At 53.9% G+C, this 26,537-nt stretch carries 22 protein-coding genes and 2 tRNA genes; 15 read left to right on the top strand and 9 right to left on the bottom strand.

The annotated features are described in order from the left end of the window. Positions 1-6 precede the first annotated feature (6 nt). The 8 genes from IPM50_04805 to IPM50_04770 all read left to right on the top strand — a co-directional run bounded on the left by IPM50_04805 (position 7) and on the right by IPM50_04770 (position 7,489). Positions 7-1,662: a hypothetical protein gene (locus tag IPM50_04805; protein ID QQS33901.1), complete on the top strand. Its 1,656-nt coding sequence runs from the start codon at positions 7-9 to the stop codon at positions 1,660-1,662. A 48-nt stretch (positions 1,663-1,710) separates the two neighbouring features. Beyond that, the gene (locus IPM50_04800) at positions 1,711-2,832 is read left to right on the top strand and encodes an AAA family ATPase (protein QQS33900.1); all 1,122 of its coding nucleotides are present in this window, start codon (positions 1,711-1,713) and stop codon (positions 2,830-2,832) included. Positions 2,833-2,860: 28 nt separating this feature from the next. Then, positions 2,861-3,877, top strand: a complete 1,017-nt coding sequence (locus IPM50_04795) for a CpsD/CapB family tyrosine-protein kinase (protein ID QQS33899.1) — start codon at positions 2,861-2,863, stop codon at positions 3,875-3,877. Between the two features lie 22 nt (positions 3,878-3,899). Continuing rightward, positions 3,900-5,291, top strand: a complete 1,392-nt coding sequence (locus IPM50_04790) for a TIGR03013 family PEP-CTERM/XrtA system glycosyltransferase (protein QQS33898.1) — start codon at positions 3,900-3,902, stop codon at positions 5,289-5,291. A gap of 55 nt (positions 5,292-5,346) precedes the next feature. Continuing rightward, on the top strand, positions 5,347-6,159 hold the full coding sequence (locus IPM50_04785; GenBank protein ID QQS33897.1) for a polysaccharide biosynthesis/export family protein: 813 nt from the start codon (positions 5,347-5,349) through the stop codon (positions 6,157-6,159). A gap of 5 nt (positions 6,160-6,164) precedes the next feature. Continuing rightward, positions 6,165-7,175, top strand: a complete 1,011-nt coding sequence (locus IPM50_04780; GenBank protein QQS33896.1) for a hypothetical protein — start codon at positions 6,165-6,167, stop codon at positions 7,173-7,175. Between the two features lie 119 nt (positions 7,176-7,294). Further along, a tRNA-Val gene (locus IPM50_04775) sits at positions 7,295-7,370 on the top strand. Between the two features lie 42 nt (positions 7,371-7,412). Beyond that, positions 7,413-7,489, top strand: a tRNA-Asp gene (locus IPM50_04770). Between the two features lie 40 nt (positions 7,490-7,529). Here IPM50_04770 and IPM50_04765 read toward each other — a convergent pair. Both IPM50_04765 and IPM50_04760 read right to left on the bottom strand, forming a co-directional pair. Continuing rightward, positions 7,530-10,376 carry a protein kinase gene (locus IPM50_04765; protein QQS33895.1) on the bottom strand — a complete coding sequence of 949 codons (2,847 nt, stop codon included), beginning with the start codon at positions 10,374-10,376 and terminating at the stop codon, positions 7,530-7,532. Positions 10,377-10,381: 5 nt separating this feature from the next. Next, on the bottom strand, positions 10,382-10,954 hold the full coding sequence (locus tag IPM50_04760; protein ID QQS33894.1) for a sigma-70 family RNA polymerase sigma factor: 573 nt from the start codon (positions 10,952-10,954) through the stop codon (positions 10,382-10,384). A gap of 162 nt (positions 10,955-11,116) precedes the next feature. Between IPM50_04760 and IPM50_04755 the strand changes: the two genes are divergently transcribed. Next, positions 11,117-12,070 carry a hypothetical protein gene (locus tag IPM50_04755; protein ID QQS33893.1) on the top strand — a complete coding sequence of 318 codons (954 nt, stop codon included), beginning with the start codon at positions 11,117-11,119 and terminating at the stop codon, positions 12,068-12,070. Between the two features lie 26 nt (positions 12,071-12,096). After that, positions 12,097-12,606 (top strand): DUF4395 family protein, encoded by a 510-nt coding sequence (locus tag IPM50_04750; protein QQS33892.1) that lies wholly within the window; start codon positions 12,097-12,099, stop codon positions 12,604-12,606. On the opposite strand, the gene IPM50_04745 is transcribed toward IPM50_04750, so the two are convergent. Continuing rightward, a complete protein-coding gene (locus tag IPM50_04745) occupies positions 12,603-13,157 on the bottom strand; it encodes a GNAT family N-acetyltransferase (GenBank protein QQS33891.1) in 555 nt (184 codons plus the stop codon). The genes IPM50_04750 and IPM50_04745 overlap by 4 nt on opposite strands. Before the next feature lie 144 nt (positions 13,158-13,301). On the opposite strand from IPM50_04745, the gene IPM50_04740 reads away from it, so the two are divergent. Then, positions 13,302-16,085 (top strand): insulinase family protein, encoded by a 2,784-nt coding sequence (locus IPM50_04740; protein QQS33890.1) that lies wholly within the window; start codon positions 13,302-13,304, stop codon positions 16,083-16,085. A gap of 73 nt (positions 16,086-16,158) precedes the next feature. On the opposite strand, the gene IPM50_04735 is transcribed toward IPM50_04740, so the two are convergent. From IPM50_04735 to IPM50_04725, 3 genes are all read right to left on the bottom strand, one after another. Beyond that, on the bottom strand, positions 16,159-16,686 hold the full coding sequence (locus IPM50_04735; GenBank protein ID QQS33889.1) for a TonB family protein: 528 nt from the start codon (positions 16,684-16,686) through the stop codon (positions 16,159-16,161). An 82-nt stretch (positions 16,687-16,768) separates the two neighbouring features. After that, the gene (locus IPM50_04730; protein QQS33888.1) at positions 16,769-17,353 is read right to left on the bottom strand and encodes a GTPase domain-containing protein; all 585 of its coding nucleotides are present in this window, start codon (positions 17,351-17,353) and stop codon (positions 16,769-16,771) included. Between the two features lie 25 nt (positions 17,354-17,378). After that, positions 17,379-17,861 carry a roadblock/LC7 domain-containing protein gene (locus IPM50_04725; GenBank protein ID QQS33887.1) on the bottom strand — a complete coding sequence of 161 codons (483 nt, stop codon included), beginning with the start codon at positions 17,859-17,861 and terminating at the stop codon, positions 17,379-17,381. A 305-nt stretch (positions 17,862-18,166) separates the two neighbouring features. Here IPM50_04725 and IPM50_04720 point away from each other — a divergent pair, with 305 nt between their 5' ends. The 4 genes from IPM50_04720 (at position 18,167) to IPM50_04705 (ending at position 23,583) form a co-directional block, all read left to right on the top strand. Beyond that, complete coding sequence (locus tag IPM50_04720) at positions 18,167-19,231, top strand: YvcK family protein (GenBank protein ID QQS33886.1); 1,065 nt, start codon at positions 18,167-18,169, stop codon at positions 19,229-19,231. Positions 19,232-19,273: 42 nt separating this feature from the next. Then, entirely contained in the window at positions 19,274-20,650 is a 1,377-nt protein-coding gene (gene glmU, locus IPM50_04715; GenBank protein ID QQS33885.1) for a bifunctional UDP-N-acetylglucosamine diphosphorylase/glucosamine-1-phosphate N-acetyltransferase GlmU, read from the top strand. A gap of 27 nt (positions 20,651-20,677) precedes the next feature. Then, positions 20,678-22,540 (top strand): glutamine--fructose-6-phosphate transaminase (isomerizing), encoded by a 1,863-nt coding sequence (glmS, locus tag IPM50_04710; protein QQS33884.1) that lies wholly within the window; start codon positions 20,678-20,680, stop codon positions 22,538-22,540. Positions 22,541-22,623: 83 nt separating this feature from the next. Then, positions 22,624-23,583: an NADPH:quinone reductase gene (locus IPM50_04705; protein ID QQS33883.1), complete on the top strand. Its 960-nt coding sequence runs from the start codon at positions 22,624-22,626 to the stop codon at positions 23,581-23,583. 24 nt (positions 23,584-23,607) lie between these two features. Here the strand turns inward: IPM50_04705 and IPM50_04700 are convergent, their stop codons facing one another. From IPM50_04700 to IPM50_04690, 3 genes are all read right to left on the bottom strand, one after another. Further along, the gene (locus tag IPM50_04700; protein ID QQS33882.1) at positions 23,608-24,501 is read right to left on the bottom strand and encodes a TIGR01777 family protein; all 894 of its coding nucleotides are present in this window, start codon (positions 24,499-24,501) and stop codon (positions 23,608-23,610) included. Continuing rightward, entirely contained in the window at positions 24,498-24,857 is a 360-nt protein-coding gene (locus tag IPM50_04695; GenBank protein ID QQS33881.1) for a cytochrome c, read from the bottom strand. The genes IPM50_04700 and IPM50_04695 overlap by 4 nt, the downstream gene beginning before the upstream one ends. A 68-nt stretch (positions 24,858-24,925) precedes the next feature. Continuing rightward, a complete protein-coding gene (locus IPM50_04690) occupies positions 24,926-26,533 on the bottom strand; it encodes a long-chain fatty acid--CoA ligase (protein QQS33880.1) in 1,608 nt (535 codons plus the stop codon). Positions 26,534-26,537: the final 4 nt, after the last annotated feature.

The raw sequence follows: 26,537 nt of genomic DNA, 5'->3' as shown, positions 1-26,537 counted from the left end.
GTAACGATGAGCGTAGAATTCAGACAAAGAAAACCGGGTGAACTGATCGAAATGGTCAAGCGGCAGAAATGGCTCATTCTGCTGCCGATGCTTACGTTCACCGTCGCGATCGGGTACGTGGTCTATCGTCTTCCCAGCATTTACGAATCAACCTCGCTGCTGACCGTCAAACCGCCCACGGTGTCGTCAAATTTGGTTCAGGCCCTTTCGAGCGAGGACCTGTCGCTTCGCCTTTCGACGATCAATCAGGAAGTCCTAAGCCGGTCGTCACTTGAGCCGATGATCGTGAAATACGACCTGTACAAGCTCGAACGCAGTTCCGGAATGCCGATGGAACTCGTCGTTGAGCGTATGTACAAGAACATCAAGGTAGAGATCGAGGAATCAGGCAACGAAAAGGTCGCCGCTTTCAGGATCCGCTACCGTGACCGCGACCCGCAATCCGCACGCAATGTGGCCGCAGAGCTTGCGAGCAAGTATGTGAACGCACAGGTCCAGACCTCGACCGAGATCGCCGAGTCGACGAATCAGCTTTTTGAGCGTCAGTTGTTCGAAAAGAAAGAAGCCTTGGACGAACTCGAGAAACAGCGTCTTGAAATCATGATGCAGAACGTCAACACGCTGCCGGAATCCGAACAGGGGCTCGTCGCTCAGCTTCAGGGACTTCGTCTTCGTGAGGACACGCTAATCAAGGAAAAGCAGACGCTGATGGTCGAAAAAGGCCGCCTGAGCGACTCGATAGCCGCAAACAACAGGCAAATGCGCCTTATAGAGGACTTTGGCGAGAAAGAGGTCCAGGACACTATGCGTGCTGTATCCATTGAGGATACTCCGGCATATGGCGAACTGATGAAAAAACGTGCGGACCTGAACGCTCAGCTCGACAATCTTCTCAAGGTCTACAAGGAAAAACACCCCGCGGTCGTAGCGAAGCAGAGCGAGATAGCACGCGTAAATGAGGAATTCGACAACCTTAAACGCAACGCAGAACGCAGATCGCAGACGGCGACGCAGGCGACCAGCCGCAAGGCAGAATTGCAGCGAAAGAGCCTGGAGCTCGAGAATCAGCGTATCCAGTCGCAGATAGGACAGATCGAGCAGCAGATCTCGAACAAGGACGTTGAGCGTCAGCAGAATACCGGACAAATATCCGCACTCGAACAACGGATCAACTCGATACCGAACGTGAAGGTCGCACTTGAGGGCCTGAACGCACGCTATCAGTCCGCGAAACAGACCTACGACGAGATATTGAAGAAAAAGAACGACGCTGAAACTGTCGTTGGCGTGGAGACCAATGCTCAGGGCGAGACCATCCGAGTCCAGGATCCTGCAAATGTTCCGCAGTCACCCGTGGCTCCGAAACGTTTTCTTCTGACGATGGTCGGTGCTGGCGTAGGGCTTTTCCTGGGAATGCTTCTCGCGGCGTTCTTCGAAGTGCCGCGGCTCTTCAAGATACAGAACATAGAGGATGCCAAGCACTACACGGGATTGCCTGTCCTCGCATCGGTTCCGCCGCTGCTTTCGGCCGGCGAAAAGGCATGGATACAGCGGTCGCATTGGCTCAAGCTCGCAGCAGGCTTTTCCGCATCGCTGGGTGTTATTCCGCTGATCGTTTTCATCCTGCAGGCCACGAGGCTGCTCGACAAGCTGATCACATAGTTTTTGCAAGGTGCCCCAAGACTTTAGGGCCGGGTAAATGAGGTAGATATGTACAAAGAATTCTTCGGATTGAATGACCTTCCGTTCACGCTGACGCCGGATCCGCGGTTCATCGTATTCACGCCGAGCTACAACGAAGTTCTGGCGAGCCTGTATTACGGATTGGAAAACGCGAAAGGGCTTATTGTGTTGACCGGCGAGGTTGGCACGGGCAAGACCACAGCACTTCGCTGGATCCTTCGCCGGCTCGATACCAGTGTGCTCGCGGCATACCTGTTCAACCCCAGGCTGTCAATCGACGAGTTCTATCAGCATGTGACGCAGATGCTCGGCATCAAGGAGTGGTCGAATAAATCCGATCTGCTCACGATACTCGGCAAAGTGCTGGAAGAGCGGCATCGCCGCGGCCTTCGAACGGTGATCATCATCGACGAAGCGCATGAGCTGTCCGATTATGTACTCGAAGAGATCCGTCTGCTTCTCAACTTTGAGTCGGACAATGCAAAACATCTGCAGATCGTGCTGACGGGCCAGCCCGAACTTCGCGAGCGGCTGAACCAGCCGAACCTTCGCCAGTTGAAGCAGCGTGTTGCCCTGCGATGCAATATGCATCCATTCCCGAATGTAGAGGAAGCGGACCGCTATATTTCTGAGAGGCTTTTGATAGCGGGTTCCGACCAGCCGAACCTCTTCACCCCGGAAGCTGTCGATTTTATCTTCCGCTGTTCCGAAGGCATACCCCGGAACATCAATAATCTCTGCGACAACGCCCTGCTTTCGGCCTATTCGGCCGGCGAGACAGTGATCGGCCGGCGGACGATCGAGGACGTTGCAGACAATCTGGATATGCTGCCGAGAAAGGACCATCTGATCGGAGCCGATGCCGCCCCTTCAGTGTCCGACGGCCATGTGATGAGGCCGGATGTGCCGGATGAACTGTGGCACGGCCAGCAGCACGCTGAGAATCATAAGCCGAGAATGTTCAAAACGGACGCGCCTGATATAGGCGAGAGCGGAACAGAACGCTCCAACGGCAATGGAGCGAGTAACGGGAACGGGACTGAAAAGGGTGATGAAAATGGCGTCCCCTCAGGGTTTACTTTCGAAGTAATCGACGATGATATCAGACTCGAGATAGACGAATTCGTCGGATCACTCCGCAGACAGTGATTGCCCCCATTAAGGGCGGAGGAAGAAGATGAGCATCCTTAGAGCATTACAAAAGAATCGGACCGAAAACCTGAATGGCGGAGTAAAGCCCGCCTCGAATGGTGCGGCAACTGAAAATCCGGCAGGCAATCGCCTGTCGCAGCCGCCTGATCTGCTCGCGAGCAGCGAGTTCAGTATCGGTCGTCCAAGTTCGGCGTTCATTGGGCAGCCGGGAGCAACCATCGGGACGGCACTCCCTGATGTGATCTCGGATAAAACTGCCGGGGCAACGTTGAATGCCGAAAGCTTAACACGTTCGGCGGAAAGGCGTCTTCCTGACTTTGTCAGTTGGACGGTTGACGCCGAACGTGTTGAGCCACGTCTAGTAGCGATAACTCATCCGAATTCGAACTATTGTGAAGAGTATCGGAGCCTCAGAACGCATATTCTGCACAAGAGTCAAAGGCAGAAACTGCAGTCCATCGTGGTCGCCAGCGTTAATCCCAGCGAAGGGAAATCGGTGACGGCACTTAATCTTTCGTGGCTTCTCGCTCAAACCGATGCCGTCAATTGCCTGATCATCGACAGCGATCTTCGTATGCCGAGCCTTGCGGACTATCTCGGTATAGAAACTGATAAAGGGCTGTCCGACGTCCTTGCGGGAACCGCTGCGTTGAAAGACGCTATCATCCGGCTAGAGCCCGCGGGCCTTCATATTCTGCCCGGAGGGGAAGCACGCCGCGACGTTGCCGAACTCATCTCGGGGCCGAAATTCAAAGACATACTTGCAGAAGCCCGAGAGATGTTCGATTACATCATCGTCGATGCTCCGCCGCTGGGTATTTTCACCGATGCGACGGTGCTTATAAATCATGCGGACGGCGCGTTGCTTGTCGTCAGAGCGAACCGGACACGTTTCGGGCCGCTCGACCGGATCCTCGATCCGCTGCCGAAAGACCGAATGCTTGGCGTTGTCCTCAATCAAAGCCCTGATGTCATGGACGAGTCGCATTACAACTACGGCTATTACAACTATCGGAATCTCAACGCCGATATGAGCCCGTAGTACCGATCGCCAACGAGGCAAAATGAGTGTCAATCGTTTCAGTCTGAGATTATTTTGGTTGATCATCGCCGACGCCGCGATCCTATATGGCGGCGTCATTTTGGCGATGTACATCCGTCTCGGGCTCAAAGGCACCGCATATGAGCTGAATGAACGCAATGGCTGGCTGAAGATCGGCATCGCCTCCGCGATCTCTCTGCTCATCCTCTATTTCTACGATCTTTACGATTACGTAGTAATGACCAACCGCCGCGAGCTAATGCTTAGGCTCGTACAGGCTCTCGGAACCGCGTGGGCGTTACTGGCGTTGAGTTTCTATTTTGTGCCCTCGCTGCTGATAGGCAGAGGTGTCTCGGTCATTTCAGTCCCCTTGATCTTGGGCATCTTACTCGGCTGGCGAATGTGTATTCACGCACTTACGGGGCACCCTGAAATTGGCGAAAAAATATTGGTCGTCGGCACAGGGCAGACCGCTCTCGACACAGCAGAAGCGGTTTGGGAGCGACGTGATGCGGGCTATCGCATCGTCGGATTTGTTTCCGAGAATGGTGCGAAGCCAAGAGAGAAGCTCGGACGGTCAGAGATCGTCGGAAGGGCCGCCGATCTGGAAAGCGTGATCCGCAGCGAGAACATTGACCGCGTTGTCATAGCGGTACGCGAGCGCCGGGGAGCATTTCCGACCGAAGCGCTGCTGAAGATGAGCCTTGCCGGAGATGTGTCCATCGAAGAATGCACGTCGTTCTTTGAACGCATCACGGGAAAGGTCCACGTAGATATGCTGCGGCCATCGTGGCTGATATTTGCCGGCCGAAGACGTGATACACCTGTAAAGACGGTCTTTCGCGAAATGCTGCATCGATTGCTGGCTCTTTTAGGGATGGTGCTGTCGTTTCCGATAGCCTTGCTCGCGGCGATCGCTATAAAGCTGGAGTCCCGCGGGCCGGTCCTTTACAGACAAGAGCGTGTCGGCAAGGGCGGGCGAACGTTTAACGTGATCAAGTTCCGTTCGATGCGAACTGATGCTGAGGCAGACGGCAAACCGATCTGGGCGAAGAACGGCGACGATCGCGTTACTCGTGTCGGGCGTGTGATCAGAAAGTTGCGAATAGATGAGATCCCGCAGTTTTGGAACATTTTGAAAGGTGAGATGAGTTTCGTGGGCCCGCGGCCGGAACGCCCGCATTTTGTGGATCAGCTTGCAAAAGAGGTCCCGTACTACGAACACCGCCATCTTGTTGCACCGGGATTGACCGGCTGGGCTCAGATCAAATATCCGTATGGAGCTTCGGTCGATGACGCCGTTCAGAAACTTCAATATGACCTTTATTACATCAAGAATCAGAGTCTGACGCTCGACCTTGTAATTGTTTTTGAGACGGTCAAGACCGTCCTGTTCGGTAAGGGCGGCCGCTAGAAAAATGGATTTTTGGGGATATTCACAGTTTATTTTCGCCACGAGGAAGCAATAGATGAGAAGTTTTGCTGCATTAATTGGATTCGTATTTGTTCTGACGGGCATTGCCGTGACGGCGTCATCCGCACAGGCACCTGATCTGAAACCGGCATCAGGGAAAAACACGTCATCACGCAAAGGCGAGGCGTCGAACGCCGTTCCGCTGCCCGCGCCGAGTGCCTCGGAGACCCCGAAACCCGAAGCGGCAGACGAAGATGATCCGGACGACGTGATTCTGCCGTATTACGAAAACTACTTGAAAGAATATAGGCTCGGTCCGAGCGATATAATTTCTGTCGAGGTCTTTGGCCAGTGCCCGGATTATTGCCGGCAGAGCATTACGATACCGCCCAATGCACGCATCTCGTACCCGCTGATCCGTGAAGGGATCATGGTTGCCGGGCGAACGGTCGAACAGGTGGCGACCGAGATAATGCAGAAATTGGATGAGTTCATTATCGACCCGAAGGTGACGGTAACGCTCGAAAAAGCAATGTCCACGCGTTACAGCGTAATGGGCAACGTCGCGAACCCCGGCGTTCGTGTGATGGACCGCAAAGTAAGTGTCTATGAGGCCATTCTTGAGTCGGGCGGTGTGACCAAGGCCGGCGACAAGAACAAGGTGATCGTCGTCAGCTACGGACGCGATGGCAAACTCACCAAAAAGACCGTCAGCCTGACAGCAATGGAGAACGGAAAGGCGGAGATGGTGTTCCTCAGCCCCGGAGACCAGGTTTTCGTCGGCGGCAAGGGTTTCAGCATCGACAAGGTTTTCGACGCCATCGGAAAGGCGAGCGTGGTCCGGTTCCTGTTCGGCAGCCCATTCTAGAAATAATGTTTAAGCGAAAAACATTGATCGCACTTCTTCTGCTCACGGCCTGTTTTCAGGCCGTGAATGCGAATTGGGTCAAGCAAAATACGAACAGTTTTGCCTGGTATCGTGACATCTTCTTTCTTGACGACCGAAAGGGTTGGATAGTCGGTGCGGACGGCGTGATCCTGATCACCGATGACGGCGGCAGGTCATGGGTACAGAGCAGAAAGTTCACCAACGATACGTTCGTACAGGTTCACTTTACCGATGAGAACAACGGCTGGATGCTTTGCGAACGCAGCTTCTTTCTCCGCGGAAAGGAACCCTCAAACTATTTGCGCAAGACCGACGATGGCGGATTGACTTGGGTAAAGGTCGAGTTTGAGGACGCAGATCATCAGCGCGTGACGCGGCTGCTTTTCGGCAAAGATGGTACTGCAAGGGCATTTGGCGAAGGCGGCGTGTTCTATCATCTGCAGGAGGACGGTAAGACCTGGAAACGCAGCCGGACCGCTATCAAATATCTCCTGATCGACGGTGCCTTCACCGATACGGCGTTGGGGGCGATCGTCGGTGCGGGCGGCACGATCATGTTCACGGAGGACGGCGGATTTACTTGGGAAAGGGCCTCATTGCTGGGCGAATCGGACTCTAAATTCAACTCGGTCTTTTTCTATGGCAGAGACGGAGCCTGGGCGGTCGGAAACCGCGGAAGGGTCTTTCGCTCGAACGGCGGTGCGAGGCTATGGCGGCAGCAGAATTCGGGCGTGACCGCGAACCTGAATGACGTTTTCTTTACAACTGCGTCCAACGGCTGGGCGGTGGGCGATAACGGGATCATCATCCGAACCCGCGACGGCGGTTCGACCTGGATCGACGAAAAGCAGCTCGTGACACACAAACTTGAAAAGATCACCTTCGCCGGCGGCCGCGGATGGGCCGTTGGGTTTGGCGGTACCATCCTGACGTATGAGGAAGGCCGTTCGCCTCAGGATACGGGATCAAAGCCTATATTGATGCGCCGCGGCTAAGTTGCTTGACATGCAATAGCTCGTTTCGTAACATCTAGGTTCGCCCGATTTTCGTTGATATGGGCGATTTTGAAAACCAAGATCCGCAGCGGCCCATTGTGAGTGCCGCAACATGCTTCGGGCATGTATGTCAATTGGTAGACAGCCTCTCTTACAAGGAGGAAGTTAGGGGTTCGAGTCCCTTCGTGCCCACCATTTTCGGAAATTTCAGATCGCAGATCGGAAATTTCAAAACGCGGGGTCGTAGTTCAGTTGGTTAGAACGCCAGCCTGTCACGTTGGAGGTCGCGGGTTCGAGCCCCGTCGGCCCCGCCATTTGATCGAAGAGGTCCGGTTCCTAAGGAGCCGGGCCTTTCTATCTTCCCTTGTTCACTTCAAGCAAAATTGCGTCCGTAAGCAGTTTTCCGCGGATAACAGCAAATTTCCGACCATCGGGCGAAAAAGATAAATGATGTATTGTGTCAGGGTTTGCGGAGAGAAAGACTCGTTTCGCTCCGGTTCTGACGTTTATTGCGTAGATGGTCGAAAGATGTTCGCCCGCCCGATCCCGATAGTATATTTCGCGTCCGTCGGCGGACCAGAGAAAGATAAGCTGAGGTGTTATATCTAAACGCACGACGTCCGCTGCGTCACCGTTTACTGGTCTAACGACAACGCCCTTGATCTCATTATCGTCTCCGTATTCAACGAAGGCTATTCGCTGCAGATCCGGCGATATATCCCAATACGATCGCGAAAAGGGAGCCTCAAGCTCGATCGTGCCGCCATCGATTGGTACTCGGCCTAGAAATCGTCCATCGATCTTGTTGACCGCGAAATATAACTCGCGGCCGTCAGGGGAAACCTTAGGATTTATTCCAGTCCCTTCGTCCGGGCCGATAAGGATAGGCGAACTGCCGTCAATGTTCATTCGCCATATTTTCCGCTCGCCCGTCCGGTCGGAGGTAAAGAAAACGAACTTGCCGTCAAAAGAGACGACCGGTTCAAGATCCGCGTGTTTGCCGCCTGAGAGCCTTATAGGCTGGCGGCCGTCGAATGCCGTGATCCAGATCTGCGGAAGATTGTTCTCAAGCGCGCCGAATACCAACCTTCCGTCCGGGACCCACGAGGTTCGTATGTGTGCAGAAGATTCTTTTGTCGCTTTTGTCGTTTGCGACGGTTCGCCGGTAAATCCCCAGTAAATGTCGTTGGCCTCCATTCGCTGTGCGGTCACAATTGACCTTCCGTCCGCGCTGACGCTCACGCCAAAGTAAGAGTTCAGGTCATTCGTTATCTTTGTTTCAGACCCATCGCTAATGCGAACCCTAAATAACTGGTTCAGGTATGAAGCGGCATCGACCTGATTCACCAGCAGCGAGCCGTCGCCGGGAATTATTGCTATCTCATTGATCTTCTGCCTGCGTGCAGGCAAGATGATCTTTTCACCCGAACCATCTGCGGCGATCTCGACCAATGTCCAGGTTTCTAAACTTCCTACGTTCTCGACCTTGCTCGCGAAGATCGTTTTCCCGTCAGTCGAGAACTGCGGGTCTCGATAGATGGTGCCGGCCGGAGCCGTCGCTATAACCTGTTCGTCACCGCCATCCTGAGCATTGACAGAAAATATTTGAGCATTATCACCGTATCTGACGGCCAATATACGCGTACCGTCGGGTGACAATGAGCCGAGATCATTCACTGTATCAACGAGCTTTCGCGGCTGGCCGCCAAGTGTCGAGATGCGATACAAGGTCCCGTATCTCGCCGAACGATCCGCGGTAATGTAATACACCTGCGAGTTGTCATGCGATATCGCCAATCCGCCCCAAAACCAGACTTTCGCGGACGGCAATAGCTGCAGAGCCGTTCGGTCGTCCATCCGTCTGATCCACATTGCACGTTCTTCGTTCTCTTCGATGGTGTTGTAAACGATGGAACGGGCGTCGGGCGTGACGTGTGCATAAACGACATTATTGGATTGGGACAGCTTGCTGAATGTAATATTCGAGGCATCGAGCGTCGACTCTCTTCCGGAAAAGTAATACCACGCGGCGACGGAAACAATTGCTACCAAAGCCGCAGCCAGCAACAGCCAGCCGCGCTGACCCGAAGCCGATTCACGATAAAACCGCCGAACAAAGCTGTCCAATGTACTTGGCTCTCGGCTTTCGAGACGGTTCCGTTTAAGGACCGCACGTATCTCGTGCATCGAGCTGAATCTGTTTGACGGTTCTTTCTCAAGACATTTTGAGATCATCCGGACTATCTCTCTTGGAGCGTACGGCCTTAGTTCATTGACCGGGCGAGCATTCTTTGAAACGATACCGTGAATGACCTCGCCATAATTTTCACCAACAAAAGGCCGAACGCCGGTAAGTGCCTCGTACATGACAATACCCAGGCTGAAGATATCGCTCCGTCTGTCTTGCGTGCGGCCTTCGGCCTGTTCCGGAGACATGTAGGACGGCGTTCCCAGAACCTGCCCCGGCGCCGTTATTTCCTGAATGGTCGATGCTTCAATTGACGCATCCCGTCCGATTCGTGCGAGCCCGAAATCCAGCACCTTTGGATGCCCGCGTTCAGCGATCATTATGTTGCCGGGTTTGATGTCGCGGTGAATTATTCCCTTGTCATGAGCGTGCGCGAGGGCGTCCGAGATGCTGTCAAACCAGTTTGTAAAATCAACAAGCGAGATCCCGTGCGGCGGCACGGCTTCACGAAGTGTCGTCCCCTCTATGAACTCCATGGTAATAAAAGGACGTTGTCGATGATCCTCGACCGTGTAGATCGTAGCGACGTTTGGATGATTCAACGTGGCAGCTGCGAGTGCTTCGTTACGAAACCTTTGAACAAAACCTTGATCAGAAGCCCAGCGTTCGGGGAGGATCTTCAGAGCGACCTGCCGATTCAGCGTGGTGTCCAGTGCCAAATATACTTCACCCATTCCACCCGTGCCGATCAGTTTTTCTATTCGATAGCGGCCCAGCATGTGGCCTGAGGGGAAAAGCAGAGCATCGGTCTCGTCGATAGCGATATTTCCGACAACGGGCTCTTCAATAAAATCTCCTGCCTCCGCATCTGCTGCTAAAAGCGACTCAACCTCTCGGAGCACATCGGCATCGCCGCGGCATTTCTCGCTGAGAAAAGCGCGGCGATCCGTTTCAGAGATATCCAACGCCTCCTGATAGATCTCAGTAATCTTTTCCCAACGTTCCGGGGTCATCGTGTTCAAAGGCTCGAGAGTTCTCTGTAAAGCCACGCACGCGCGATATTCCAGTCTCGCCGCACCGTTCTGCTTGATATATCGAGCGTCTCAGCGATCTGTTCCTCTGTCAGCCCGCCAAAATATTTCATTTCAACTATCTGGCTCTGGCGGGGGCTGAGCGCCGCAAGACGCCTTAATGCTTCATCGAGAGCCACGATATCTGTCCCTTGCCGCTCATCGGCCGCAACGGCATCACTGAGCGTTACCTGCATCCTATTGCCGCCCCGTTTACTGCTGGCACGCCGTCGGGCCGAGTCCACCAAAATACGCCGCATCAACTGAGAGCAGATCGCAAAAAAATGATCGCGATCCTGCCAATTGACCTTGTCGGAGTCAATTAACCGCAAATATGCCTCGTTTATCAGGGCTGTGGTCTGTAATGAGTGGCCAACATTTTGGCGCCGCATGTAATTATGGGCGATGCGTCTGAGTTCGCGATACACTGCGGGCATCAGATCGCTCAATGCCTCGTGATCACCGCCGCGCCATTTCAGTAAAAGCCGCGTTATCTCAACTTGTTGATGGTTTTCCGGCATAGACAGTTTCCCCGTTTACTGTATTTCCGAATGGCTGAATCTTAGCACAATGCCCGATCTTCGTTAATTCTCCCGCGAAATGTCCTATTTTTGCGCCCGATCACGTCTATTGGTTTGGTAGGGCAACAGTCCACCTAATTTATAAACGAAAGGAGCAATAAAATGTTAGGAGCAATTACATTGAACGAAACACGCAGGCCGACGGCGGCCTCGCAATACAGCTTTCAGGAGACCATCGTCGCGTCGAGCAAGGTCAACTGGCGTATCGAGGACATCATTGGCGGCGAGAAAAAGCTGGACTTCACAAAGAGGTTCATGCCCGAATCTCTCGCAAGAGTGAACGATCTCGAATTTCTTAATGACGATGAAAAACGGATCCTGAATCAGATCCGAGGGCACGCTTATCTTTCCATATTCGGCCTTGCGGAGGAATTCATACTGCCGTTCGTGCTTGACCACGTACGGCCTTCGCTCGACGAGGATGACTATCGTGTCCGCGCGTTCCTCCAGTTTGCCGGCGAAGAAGCGAAGCACATCCAGCTTTTCAAGGAATTCAGCAAAGAATTTCAGGAGAACTTTCGCAGTGAATGCAAGGTCATTGGACCTCCCGCCGACATCGCGAGAGCCGTTCTCGCACACAGTCCGCTGGGAGTTGCGCTCGTTATTCTGCATATCGAATGGATGACGCAGCGGCACTATATCGACAGCATTCGCGGCGACGAGAATCTCGATCCGCAGTTCAAGAGCCTGCTGAAACATCACTGGCTTGAAGAAGCTCAGCACGCAAAACTCGACACCATCATGGTCGAGGAACTCGTCAGAACATCGGCCCCCGAGGCTTTGGAGCAGGGGATCGAGGATTATCTGAGTATCGGCGGAATTCTTGACGGCGGAGTGAAGCAGCAGACGGAGCTCGATCTGGAAGCCTTTGAAGTGGCGACGGGACGAAAGCTGACGGCCGATGAACGTGCGGAGTTTCTCGAACAGCAGCATCAGGCGAACCGTTGGACATATCTCGGAACAGGTATGACGCATCCGCGGTTCCTCGAAACGCTCGAGAAGATCAAACCCGAGTACCGTGAACGCATCGAGGCCGTCGCGCCGAATTTCTGCTGACCGCATCTATACGCGAGGTGAACAACATGTCGGTAACGATGACGACCGAACGCCGCCGCATAGAGGCCCAAGGATTCTTGGGCCTCAGCGATGGCGAGATCAACGAGATAAAGTACTGGCTGCGATCATCGCCGGCACTATGTTTAGCATGGGTCGCCGCAGGCGTGGCCTCGATGTCGCCGACGATATTGCTGGCGCTATTACCGTTTGCGTTGGCCGGGGCAGTATTTCGGGGGCATCCGTTTGATGTGATCTATAACCACGGCATCCGCTGCGTAACGGGCACTATACCGTTGCCGCCTTACGGCAAGCCAAGGCGTTTTGCCTGCATGATGGCTTCCGTGATGATCATCCTTTCGGCGACAGCCCTTTACTTTCAAATGATCGCCATCGGTGTTGCGATCGGTATTGTGATGATTATCATGGCCGCAGTTCAGGTAACGACCGGTTTTTGTGTTCCGTCGTTCTGTTATGGGGTCCTGTTCGGGAAACGAAGCGGCTCGCGGCCGGAAGAGTTATCGGTTCAGAATGACTAAGGCGCTGATGTTTCCGGTGCGGCGATCTTCTTGTACATTACGTCATTGGTTCCGATGGAGGCACCGTATGGGAATTGGATCGTGCCAACCTTTCTGTAACCGTGTTTCGCATAGAAACGGAGCCCGCGAGTGTTTTCTTGCCATACACCCAGCCAAATGGCATCATGGCCGGCCGAGGCAGCTTCGTATTCACAATGTCGCAGAAGTTGTTCGCCCACGCCCGTTCTCCACACTCGTTCAACGAGGTAGATACGCTTTAGTTCGATAGGGCTTTTTCCCGCTACTCCCGGGCCCGGCGTTCCACGCAGAAGTTTCGCGTATCCGACCGCATGGTGATCTTGAAACGCCAAGTAGAAGGACGCATTCGGATCGGCGATCTCTTGGCGGACGGCGGCGATTTGAAATGTCTCGGCGAAATGATTTGCGAGATCGTGGGTGTCGTCCTGTTCGAAATAGGCTTCAAAGAATGTGACCGTGCCGAGCACGGCAACTATTGCGGCGTCTTTATCTGATGCCTTTCGAATAAGAGACTGAGGAGTTATCTTTGTCATGCCCAGAGAACATACTAGTTTCCAACGGCGGCTGCTGACAACACGCGGAACTTTGATGCGGCCGAAACTCGAAACAAAATGCTCCCCTTCGGCGTAGAAACAAAAAGTAAAAAAACACGATTACGAAGATTTGGTGATGAACATATGAAAAACATTTTACGCGGAATGCTGACTTTCGCGGGCGTTATGTCGCTCGCTCTCTTACCTATTTTGAATATTTCGATCGCAGGACAAACTTCGGCTCAGTCATCTGTTCCTAAGGTCGAGTTTGAGAAATTTGTATTGCCGAACGGGCTTCAGGTCATACTTCACGTTGACCGAAAGCTGCCCGTTGTTCATGTAAATCAGTGGTTCTATGTCGGTTCGGCAAATGAACGCGTGGGCAGAAGCGGTTTTGCCCACCTTTTTGAACATATGATGTTTCAGGGTTCGAAGAACGCGAACAAGGAGTATTTCGACTATGTCGAGGCTGCGGGCGCTAACCTGATGGAGGGCGGCGTCAACGGTACGACGAATCAGGACCGCACCAACTATTTTGCCACGGTTCCTTCGGGAAATCTTGAGAATCTGCTTTGGCTCGAGGCCGACCGCCTTGCGACGCTTCCCGAGGCTCTGACACAGGAAAGCCTGAACAATCAGATAATGGTCGTTCGAAACGAACGCCGGCAAGGACTGGAAAATCAGCCATACGGACGAGCTTTCAAGCTGTTGGGTGAGGCTCTATTTCCGGCAGGGCATCCGTACCAGTCTGATGTCATAGGTGTTCACGAAGACCTCGCCGCGGCAACGCTGGACGACGTAAAGGAATTCTTCCGCCGCTTTTACACGCCTAATAATCTTTCGCTCGTCATTTCCGGTGATTTCGATCCCGCAGAAGCAAAGCGTCTTGTCGAGAAATATTTCGGCACCATCCCGCCGGGCCCTGCACTTGAGCGGCCCGCGAAAGGAAAGGTGACGATCGGTTCGCAAAAGGTCGTTGAGGTTCGTGACCGAGTTCCCCAGGAACGGACCTATTTCGGCTGGCATTCACCCGCGTTCTTTGACGCAGGCGAGGCAGAAATGAATCTTGCCGCATCTATCCTGACAACAGGACTTTCGTCGCGGCTGCAGAGGGCTCTTGTTTACGAGAAGCAGCTTGCGTCCAACGTCGCCGCATTTCAGAGCGGTCAGCCGCTTGCGGGTTGGTTCGCAATGTGGGCCACGGCTCGTCCGGGCGTAAAGCTGGAGGACGTTGAAAAAGCCGTGACCGACGAGATCGCTCGTCTAGCAAAGGACGGCCCGACCGAAGCTGAACTGACCCGTGCAAAGAACCGCTGGGAATATCAGTTCGTTTCGGGCCTAGAGAGTATCGGCGGCTTTGGCGGAAAATCTGATCGACTCAATGAGTACAACACATTCTTAGGCGACCCCGGAAAATTTGACGCCGATGTTGCACGCCATCGTGCGGTCACAAGGGAAAGTCTGCGTGCTGCGGTAGACCGCTATCTCAACACTGCAAATCGCGTTCTTGTTCGATTTCGACCCGAACCATCGAGCAGAGCAATGGACATGGCGGTCGACCGATCGCAGGTTCCGCCGCTCGGCGAGGATAGGCCTTTCCAAGCTCCTGAAGTAAAAACGGCGAAACTCGACAACGGCCTTGAGATATTTGTCGTCGAGAAACCGGAATTGCCCAAAGTCTCTTTCGGCATCGGCACCCGTGCGGGCACGGTTGATGATCCCGCCGGAAAAGAGGGCGTTGCTGCAATGACGACCAGAATGATGCGTCGCGGAACGAAAAACCGTTCTGCGATCGAGATCGATGAATTCTTGGGCGGATTAGGCAGCAACCTCGGCGGCTTTGCTTCGCGTGAGGCGGCGTCGATGGGAACAGAAGTATTGTCCAGGGATATTGACGCCGCACTGGAGATCGTGGCGGATGTTGTCATGAATCCGTCATTTCCGGCCGATGAATTTGAGAAGGAAAAACAGGTAACACTTGACGGGCTGAAGCAGGCCGCAAACAATCCGAACTCTATTGCGAACCGCGTATCCGCTATGGTGGCTTTTGGACGCGATCATCCGTATGGACGTCCGGCGGGCGGACTGCCGGGAACGGTATCGGCTATCACGCGCGATGACCTTGTGAAGTTTCACGCTGACCGCTGGCGTCCGGGCAGCTCGTCGTTGATATTTGTCGGGGACATTACGCTGACAGATGCAGTTGCGGCGGCACGTAAACACTTCGGTTCTTGGTCAGGCGGGGCCGCGGCAGCAGTCAATATACCTGCCAAACGCCCGATGGCACCCGGAAAAGTTTACCTTGTCGATAAACCCGGTGCCGCACAGACCGTCGTTTCGCACGTCCTGAATGCGCCCGAACGAAAGTCAGCCGATTACTACGCTTTATCGTTGGCCAACGCGGTTTACGGGGGCGGCTTCGGCACTCGCCTGAATCTAAATCTGCGTGAGGAAAAAGGCTACTCTTACGGAGTTTTCGCATTCCCGCAGCACCTTTCGACCGCGGGCACTTGGATCGCCAACGGCGGTGTTCAGACCGACAAGACCAAGGAATCCGTTGTTGAGTTCATGAAAGAGCTTCGCGGAATCGCAGGGGAAAAGCCCATCACTGAAGAAGAGTTCAAGAAGGCCAAGCTTTCGCGTATCAGAGGCTATGCACAGCAGTTCGAAGGCTATCAGCGAATCGGGCAGCAAATTTCAGATCTGTGGATCGCGGGCCTTCCGATGACGACGCTGCAGGCAGAGCCCGATCAGCTTTCGCGTCTGCAAATTGCTAATGTGAATGCAATAGCTGCAAAGTATGCCGCTCCCGCAGGAACGGCCCTTTTGCTGGTCGGAGACCTTTCGGTGATCGAAGCAGGAATTCGAGAACTAAACCTCGGCGAGATCGTGATCCTTGACGTTGAAGGGAATCCGGTCAATAAGTAGACTGTGCAACATCCATTAGAAATGGCCGCCAAAATCTGGCGGCCTTTATTTTTCGATGAATTAAACGTAAACGCTACTTCTTACGCTCGAACGTCAGAACACCGCCGACCTTGACCGGCTTTCCGTCTTTCAGCGGCGGAGCAAATTTCGCGTTGCGGGCCGCTTCAACGGCGGCTTTACGCAGAGGCTGGGGGCCGTCAACTGCACTTGCCGCGCCGACCTCGCCTTTTTCGTTGACCAGAACTTCGACAGTGACCTTGCCATACTCATTTGAATCCGCAGGGAATTCAGGCGCAGGGAGCGTCGTCGCAAGTTCATTCAGCACGCCGCCGAGTATGGCTCCATCGGGCGGGATAACTGACTTTAGAGCCGGGCCGTCAGCGGCTTTTATTTCGCGTCCAGCCGGCTTGGTATCTTCAGATCCGATCTCAGGAGGCTTTGCCTCCGTCACTGCCGGTGATGTTGCGGACGTGTTCGGGGCCGCCGGTTTGTTTTCCGGTTTGTTGGTTCCCGGTTCGCCGCACGAGATGACCCCGCCGGCGAAGATCGCAATAACCGCCGTGTAAGCGATCAGACGCGTATTGACTCGAATGTGTTCCATAGAATTTCTCTTTCCCTCTCAAAACAAGAATGCGGACTCGATGATATCAGTCCGCATTTCCAATTTCTAATAGGCTCTTTGTTTAGCCTTTTCTAAGTTCGGTCAATACTTGTTTAGCGACCGCTTTCAGAGTGTCGAAGACGCCCGTTCCGTCAGTAGCAACAGCTTCAAAGACTGGTTCCCCTTTTTTCTGCAGTTCGCCGACAAGTTCATCTGACGGAATGACGTTCGGCAGGTCGCGTTTGTTCAATTGAAGAACGTACGGCAAATTGTTTAGGTCATAGCCTTGCGTCTGCAGATTCTCTTCAAGGTTGTAAAGCGACTCAATGTTCGCGTCCATACGCTCTTCCTGGCTGTCGGCCACGAAAACGACGCCGTCGACGCCTTTCAGGATCAGCTTTCGCGAAGCGTCGTAATAGACCTGCCCCGGAACGGTGTAAAGATGGAAACGCGTCTTGAAACCGCGAACCGTGCCGAGTTCGAGCGGCATGAAATCGAAGAACAGCGTGCGGTCGGTCTCTGTCGCAAGGCTGATGAGTTTGCCTTTTGCTTGCGGTGCTGTCGAATCATAAATGTACTGCAGATTCGTCGTTTTGCCGCAAAGCCCAGGACCGTAATATACGATCTTGCAGTTGATCTCTCGCGATGCGTAATTGATAAAGGTCATAGCACTCGTAATTAGTCACCCGTAACTAGCTGAACAGGCTGTCAATGTCGTCGTCGGTGATCTCGGCAAAAAATGAATTGTTGTTAGCGTGGCTGTTTGCCGATTCGGCGATCGCTTCGTCTAGGATCGCGGCGACCTCATAGCTGCCGCGTTTGGTCCTGAGTTTTACAAGGCTCAGCGTCGACCGCTCGTCAAAAACCACAACCAAAAGGCTCCGGCCGATGACCGAGATAAATATACTTTCTCTCTCGCCTTCATGGAAAACGGAAGGGAACACATCTTCGCCGATGAGTTTCGCCATCGAACTCGTTGCGGCGACGTTTCCCGCGGCAAGACTGGAGAAACTCGTCGTGTCCATATCGCCGATGTCGCCGTGATAGGTGATCGGCTGGCCGTCGCGGTCAACCAGGAACACGACGCGGGCGGCACATTCGACGCAAAGGCGGGCGAGTACGGTCTTCAGCCGCTGAAACTGATGTTCTTGTAATATAAAAGGCGCTTCTGCCATTTGAGATCTGCCGAAACGGACGGCATCAAATTTTTTGGATGGTCTGCCGGTACTTCTCGGCAACGCGGACGGATCGGCCGAAAGACGACCGCAAAAACCAATTTAACACGCAATGACGTATTGCGACAAGTGTTTTTTCTTTTGTTGCCGTAAATTACGTTCAAATGCTACAATCCGAATCAGCCGGTAAGCGCTCACCGGCGATATCCGCGAATTAGCGATATCAACTTTCACCGTCCGGCCTCTGACCGTGTAACTCGAGTTTTGTTGAGTTGTACGCCTTTCCGACAAGTTTCTTTCAGCTGATGAAGCACCATATCTTTTCCGACAGCTCAGGAGGGCTGAGGTTTGTCGCAATTGGCGGCGGCAACGGCCTTTCTACGCTTCTGTCGGGACTTAAACGCTTTGTTCACGCGGGAGAAACGGAGCCGTTTTGGCTGGATGATCTTTCGGCTATTGTTGCAGTCTCTGACGACGGCGGAAGTTCGGGCCGTTTGCGCGACGAGCTGCAAATGCTGCCGCCCGGCGATATCCGCAACTGCATGGTCGCGTTGAGCGAGGATTCGCATCTGCTTTCGAAGTTGTTTCAGCATCGCTTTCGCGGTGACGGCGACCTGGGCGGTCACAGCTTCGGGAATCTTTTTCTTGCAGCGATGTCCGAGATAACAGGCGATTTTGCTGAGGCTGTGCGGCTATCGAGCGAAATTCTTGCGAGCAAAGGACACATTTATCCTGCAACGGTCGCCGATGTGCGGCTGGCAGCGGAACTTGATGACGGCAGTATCGTCCGCGGTGAGACAAACATCTCTAAACTCGGCCATTCGCTGAAGCGGTTATTTCTGGAGCCCTCGTCGTGTCAGCCTATGCCCGCTGCTCTGGACGCCATTGAGAAAGCTGACATCATCACGATCGGCCCGGGGTCGCTTTTCACCAGTTTACTGCCGCCGATCCTGGTCGAAGGCGTCGCCGACGCGATCGCGGCGTCAAATGCTACGAAAATCTTTGTCTGCAATCTGATGACGCAGCCCGGCGAAACGGACGGTTTCACCGCTCGTGCCCATCTCGAAAAGGTCTGGGAATATGCACCGCAGATCAGATTTGACCATGTTGTCGTGAACGATCGCCCGATCTCGGAGGAGCAGCGTCGAAAATACGACGTTGAGGGTGCCGAACAGATCGGTATGCACGGTTCCATCTCACCAGAGACCATCGAGGACGCTGAGATAGTTTATGGTAATCTGTTGGACGATGGCGACAAGGTCCGCCATAACCCGGAAAAGCTGGCACAGGTTCTTCTTTTGTGCGCACTGCAGGCGAAGCGGGACGTAAGTCTTGATACTGCAACATTTGCTCATAAGAGCAGGAAGTAGCAAGGCAATCGGAGTTTTTTTGCGTCGGAGGCGAATTCGAAATTGAGTAACGATCTCGACATTCTAATAATGGCCGCGGGGCTCGGGACCCGAATGAGGTCCTCGCGCGCAAAAGTGCTGCATCATCTGGACGGGATGCCGCTCGTCAATCACGTCGTCAGTGCCGCATTGAAACTCGAGCCCTCGAAGGTCGTTGTTATCGTCGGTCATCAGGCGGATGAGGTTGAAAAAGCTGTAAAGAATGAATTCCCCGATGCCGGCGTCGAATTCGCTCTGCAGGAAAAACAGCTCGGTACGGGCGACGCCGTAAACGCTGCGAGGCAAATTCTCGAAGGCAGAAACTCGACGACAGTCGTGCTTTCGGGTGATGTTCCGCAGATGAAGGCCGAGACTCTGCAGGCGATGATAGACGGCCATCTCGAGGCCGCGGCCGCATGCACGATCTTATCCGTAAAGCTCAAAGACCCAACAGGTTACGGGCGTGTGATGCGTGGTGAAGATGGCCTGTTCGAACGCGTTGTCGAGCAGAAGGACGCAAGCGACGACGAAAAGAAAATAAAAGAGATCAACTCAGGTATCTACTGTTTTGATACGGTGAAACTCTTCGATGCCCTTTCACGGGTTGGAAATGAGAATGCTCAAGGCGAGTATTATCTAACCGATGTGCCCGGAATTCTGCGTGCAGACGGCGAGGCCGTTGCGGTTTTTGAATGCCCCGACGCCAGTGAGGTCGAAGGCGTCAACGAACGCCGACAACTCGCGAAAATGGAGAAGAAGACACGAAAGCAGGCTAACCGGCGATTGATGGAAAGCGGCGTTACGCTGCTCGATCCCAAGGCGGCGTACATCAGCTCTCGTGCAGAGATCGGCCGCGACACGGTCATTTATCAGAACGTAACCATCGAAGGCAACACCATTATCGGAGAAAACTGCATTATTCGACCCGGCGTACGAATCGTGAATTCGGTGATCGGTGACAATGTTGAGATACGAGATAATTCGTTTGTCACAGATTCTACGATCGGCAACGGCTGCACCGTCGGGCCGATAGCACATCTTCGCGGACACGCCGTAATGGAGGAAGGTGCGAAGGTCGGGAATTTCGTCGAGCTTAAGAAGACCAAACTCGGCAAACGCTCAAAGGCCAGCCACCTTACCTATCTCGGCGACGCTACCATCGGCGAAAACACCAACATCGGCGCCGGCACCATTACGTGTAATTACGACGGCAAAAACAAACACGAGACCCATATCGGCGACAACGTAAAGATCGGCTCCGATACGATGCTTGTGGCCCCCATAACCGTCGGCGACGGAGCGGTGACGGGAGCGGGAAGTGTGGTTACAAAGGATATTCAGCCAAACAAGCTCGCCGTCGGAGCTCCCGCTCGCTCGATAAAGGATCTAACCGAAAAGTAATATAAATAAAGGACTTATAAATACCGTATGTGCGGAATTGTCGGATACGTTGGAAATAAACAAGTTGTGCCTTTGATCATCGACGGCCTCAGAAAGCTGGAATATCGTGGATACGATTCTGCGGGTATCGCAGTCGTTGATGATGCCAAAAATTTGGAGCTTCGCCGTGCAGAAGGTAAGCTGCGAAACCTCGAAGAAGTCATACGCCTGTGCCCACTCGACGGAAATTACGGCATCGGCCACACACGCTGGGCGACCCACGGCCGTCCGACGGAAGAAAATGCTCATCCGCATCGGGACAAGTCGGGCAATGTCGTCGTAGTTCACAACGGCATCATCGAAAATTACCTAACTCTGAAAGAACGCTTGGCGGACGAGGGCCACGAATTCAAGACCGAGACAGATACTGAGGTCGTCGCCCATCTGATCGGCAGCTACATCGACAAAGAGGGCCTTTCGCTGGAACTCGCCGTGAGGAAGACAGTCGCCGAATTGCGCGGTATTTTTGCTCTGGCGATCATCTCAAAGGACGAGCCCGACACGATCATCGCTGTCCGCGAAGGTCCGCCGGTAGTGATCGGCTTGGGAGATGGAGAGTTTTTCGTTGCGTCCGACGTGCCGCCTATCCTTGTTCACACGCGCGATGTATTTTTCCTCGGCGACCGAGAGATCGCCGTGCTGACGAAAGACGCCGTCCGTGTGACGGATTTCGACGGAAATATCGTCGAACCGCAGCAGCAGCGGATCACTTGGGATCCGATCATGGCGGAAAAAGGCGGCTTCAAGCACTTCATGCTCAAGGAGATATACGAGCAGCCGCGTGCCGTCCGCGATACGGTTCAGGGCAGGGTTTCGCTCGATACCGGAAAGGTCTATCTCGATGAGATGGACATTTCCGAAGAGGAATTCCGCTCGATCGCATCAATAAAGATCGCGGCCTGCGGTACTTCGTGGCATGCCGGCATCGCAGGGCGTTATATGATCGAGGCTCTCGCTCGTGTTCCCGTAGATGTCGATTACGCGTCGGAATTCCGTTACCGAGATCCCGTTCTGCGTGAGAACGATCTGCTGATCGTCATCTCGCAGTCCGGCGAGACTGCAGACACCATCGCCGCAATGCGCGAGGCAAAAAATGCGGGCTGTAAGGTGCTCGCGATCTGCAACGTTCAGGGCTCGATGATCACCCGCGAGGCTGACGGAACGATACTGACGCACGCGGGACCTGAGATCGGCGTTGCTTCGACAAAGGCTTTTACGTCGCAGATGATCGCGTTGTATCTATTCGCGATGTATCTCGGTCAGCTCCGAGGTGAGATCGAGGAAGAGAACGCAAAGAAACTCGCACAGGATCTCGCCGAGCTGCCGCTGAAGATCGAACAGCTTTTGAACGAGGCCGACTCGATCGAGGAACTCACAAAAGACCTTTTCCGCGTGCAGGATTTCCTGTATCTCGGCCGCGGCATCAATTTCCCCGTCGCTCTCGAAGGTGCGTTAAAGTTGAAAGAGATCAGCTACATCCACGCCGAAGGCTATCCGGCGGGCGAGATGAAGCACGGCCCGAACGCACTGATCGACGAAAAACTGCCGGTCGTGATCGTTAATACGAAAGAAAACGGCAACGCCGCGAGCGAGATCCGTTACGAGAAAACGCACTCGAATATTGTCGAGGTCAAATCGCGTGACGGCATCATTATCAGCGTCCTGACCGAGGGCGATACGATGAGCTCAAAGGTCTCCGACCACGTCATAGAGGTGCCGGAAACCAGCGACTTGCTCAGTCCCGTCCTGTCTATCGTACCGCTGCAGTTGTTGTCGTATCACATCGCCGTACGCCGAGGCTGCGACGTCGATCAGCCGCGAAATCTGGCGAAATCGGTAACTGTGGAATAGAGATCGTCCCGAAAAATACACGAAGGACGCGAAAAGTACGAGATCTTTCGTGTTTTTCGTGTGATTCGCGGGCAGGAAGACAAATGAAAGCCATTCTAGTCAGCGAATTCGGCGGGCCCGAGGTTTTGAGGTTTGAGGAGATCGACACACCGCGGCCGATGGGAACGCAAGTTCTGGTGCGAGTTCACGCGGCCGGCGTGAATCCCGTCGATACGTACATTCGTTCGGGAATCCACGCGGTCAAACCTAAACTGCCGTACACGCCGGGCAAAGACGCCGCGGGAGTTGTCGAATCGGTCGGTGAAGCGGTCTCGCGATTCAAACCGGGCGACCGAGTTTATACTGCGGGATCGATCTCGGGCACATACGCTGAATATTCACTCTGCGACGAAACTCACCTAGGAATACTGCCTGACAATATTTCCTTTGAGCAGGGGGCCGGTATTTGGACGCCTTATGCGACCGCCTATCGTGCATTGTTTCAGAAGGCAAAATTGGGCGCCGGCGAGACCGTCATTATTCATGGGGCTTCGGGCGGAGTCGGCCTGGCGGCGTTGCAGTGGGCGAATAGAGTTGGTGCTCAGGCGATAGGCACGGCGAGCAGCTCGGAAGGGCAAGATCTGATCGTCGAAAACGGTGCCATTGCAGGTTTCGATCACGCCGATCCTGAACATTTTGCTCAGATCAAGGAATTTACAGTCGGTGGAGCTGATGTGATCATCGAGATGCTGGCGAATGTAAATCTCGAACGCGATTTCGAGATGCTGGCGATGTTCGGCCGGATCGTCGTCGTCGGCAGCCGAGGTTCGCTCGAATTTACGCCGCGTCTTGCCATGACCAAAGACGCCTCCGTTTACGGAATGTCGCTATTCAATGCACCGCAGTCGGATCTCAACAAGATCCACACGGCTATTGCCGAAGGCGCCTCCGCCGGCTATCTGCAACCGGTCATCACACGTACATTCCCTCTCGCCGACGCGGCCCAAGCCCATCACGACGTCATCGAACAAAAAGGCAACGGCAAGATCGTGTTGGTGCCGTGAAGCGGTGAGTTATCAGATGGGACCCTATTTCACAGCACTCTCTATTGCCGGTTTCAGGTCGGGGTATTTGAATTCGAAACCCGCGTCCAGCAGGCGCTTCGGCAGGACCTTTGTACTGGCGAGTAGCAGCGCATCGCCCATCTCGCCGAACATCATCGACACGGCAAATTCCGGCAGAGGCAAGATCGTCGGGCGATAGAGGACATCTCCCAGCGTTTTCGTGAACTCTTCATTCGTCGCGGGATTCGGACTGACGGCGTTCACGGCACCGCGAATGTTCTCGTTCTCGATGACGAAATTGATGATCGCTACCTGATCGTCAAGAGATATCCAACTCATCCACTGTTTTCCGCTGCCGACCACGCCGCCGACGCCAAATTTGAATGGCGTCAGCATCGTCCCGAGCGCGCCGCCATCCTTTGAGAGCACGATCCCTGTTCTTAGCAGAACGGTGCGGATGCCGGCATCTTCGGCACGGCGGGATTCGGATTCCCACTCTTTGGAAACATCCGGTAGAAATCCTGTTCCGGCGGAACTGGGTTCGGTCATCTCCTCATCACCGCGTTCGCCATAAAAACCGATAGCCGACGATGCGACAAAAACCTTAGGTTTCTCGTTTAGTTTTGAAATGGCATCGACCAGGTTACGTGTGCCTACTACTCGGCTGTCGCGAATTGCCTTTTTCTTTTCGTCGGTCCATCGAAGGCCATTCACGCTTTCGCCTGCCAAATGGACAACTGCATCGATGCCTTCAAGCCGTTCGGGGTCGGAAAAACCTTCCTCGACCGTCCACTTAATGTGCTTGTCATCCTTCGGTTCGCTGCGCGACGCAAGCAGCATTTCCCAGCCTTTTTCTTCAAACGACCTTTGCAGTGCCTTGCCGATCAGGCCCGACGCACCTGTAATGAGAACTTTCATTTCCGCAATTTCTCCTGGACGAACTTGACGAGCATCTTTATCTCACGGTCGCTCAATTGCCCGCGAAACGGCACCATTCCGTTGCCGCCTTCAGAGATGTGCTGATATATCTGTTCGTCGGTCGCGTATTTGTGAGGGCCGACGCGCAGATTCGGGATGACGCGGCCATCGGCGAGGGTTCTGCCTTCGGCTTCAGGGCCGTGACAGATCGCACAATTCTGCCGGAACATTGACGCTTCGTAGTCGCGGCTCTCTTTGATCGAATAGTTGGCCGCACCGCCGGCATTACATGCTGCGAGCACCGCTACAGATAAAAGAAACACCGCCGAAACCTTTGCTAATACCGACAAACGCATAATTCGCTAATTCGATGATATCAGAGGCAGGCGGTGTAATTCATCGGCGGCCGCAAATTCAATTGGTATCAATTGTGCGAATGCGACGCCATCTCTTCGCGTAGAGCGAGTTTCGAGATCTTGCCCGTATTGCCGATAGGCAGGCTGTCGCGAAATTCGACATATCGCGGATATTTATTTGCGGCGAACTGCTCGCGGCACCAGTCGATGAAATCGAAATGATTCAGCGATGCGCCTTCTTTCAGTACAAGGAATGCTTTCACCTCTTCGCCCATCTTTTCATCTGGCACACCGAGCACGGCAACCATAGAAACGGCCGGATGGGTCATGATCACTTCCTCAAGCTCGCGCGGATAAACGTTGTAGCCGCCGCGAAGGATCATATCTTTCTTGCGGTCAACGATCGCGAGATAACCTTCTTCGTCCATGATGCCGATATCGCCTGTATGGAACCAGCCGTTGCGAAATGCTTCGGCAGTCGCGTCGGGGCGTTTGTAGTAGCCCTTCATCACGTTGGTACCGCGAATTACGACCTCGCCTCGTTCGCCTCTCGGAACTTCGTTACCATTTTCGTCAACGCACCTTACATCGACACCGAAGATCGGCTGACCGACCGTTCCCGGTTTTGAAGGCTTCTCAAAATGATTGAACGTGGCAAGCGGTGATGTTTCGCTCAGGCCGTAGCCTTCGAGCACGCGGACGCCGAATTTTTCAGTGAATTCCCGCATAACCTCGACCGGCATCGGAGCTCCGCCGGAGGTGCAGACCTTCATGTTCTCTTTCACGCCGGAAATGTCGTATCCGGTCTCTTCGGCATAACGCAGCAATGCCCAATACATCGTCGGTACGCCGACCCAGAAATTCACCTTTTCAGCGACCATGGTGTCGAGCGTGGTTTTTGCATCGAACCTCGGCAGCAGGACGACGCGGTTGCCGCCGTAGATGTTGGTATTCATCTGAACCGTCTGCCCGGTCGTATGGAAAAGCGGCAGCGTGATCAGAACTGTTTTTTGCTCACCGTCGGTGAAATCCAGCATCGGCAAGTGAATGCTGTATGTCGTCACGACGTTTGACCAGAGATTGAGGTGCGTCAACTCAGCTCCTTTCGGCATTCCGGTCGTGCCCGACGTGTAAAGGATCGCGCACGTGTCGTCAGGCGCGGTCGGGAAGATATCGTATTTGTCTGATTCCGCACCGATGACCTGCGCCAGCGTCCGATGGCCTTCGATCGGCGAGGGCGACGTAAGCTCTTTCGTCATCACGACGAGATGTTCGCAGGAATCGACCTTATCGAATGCCTCTTTCGTCTCGGCACCCATCGGCAGTTCGTCGGTCCCTTCGAATACAAAAACGGCCTTCGCATCCGAATCGCGGAGCTGATATTCGATCTCGCGGGCTTTGAACAACACGCAAAGCGGAACCACCGCGGCACCGGTTTTCATGATGCCGTAATACACGATCGGGAAATACGGCAGGTTGGGGCAGTTCAAGGCGACCTTGTCACCGTGGCCAATGCCCATTTTAGTCAACGCATTGGCGACCTTATTCGTCATCGCCTCAATCTGACCGTAGGTGAAACGCGTATCGCCGAACACTACCGCTTCTTTTTGCGGCGCAAGGCGGGCATGATGCGAGACGATGGAAGCGAGATTAAGCGTAGTTACATTGCTGTTCATAAAC

It is taken from the genome of Acidobacteriota bacterium (assembly GCA_016700075.1).
Taxonomy (GTDB): domain Bacteria; phylum Acidobacteriota; class Blastocatellia; order Pyrinomonadales; family Pyrinomonadaceae; genus OLB17.
This window is presented reverse-complemented; position numbering and strand designations above follow the sequence as displayed.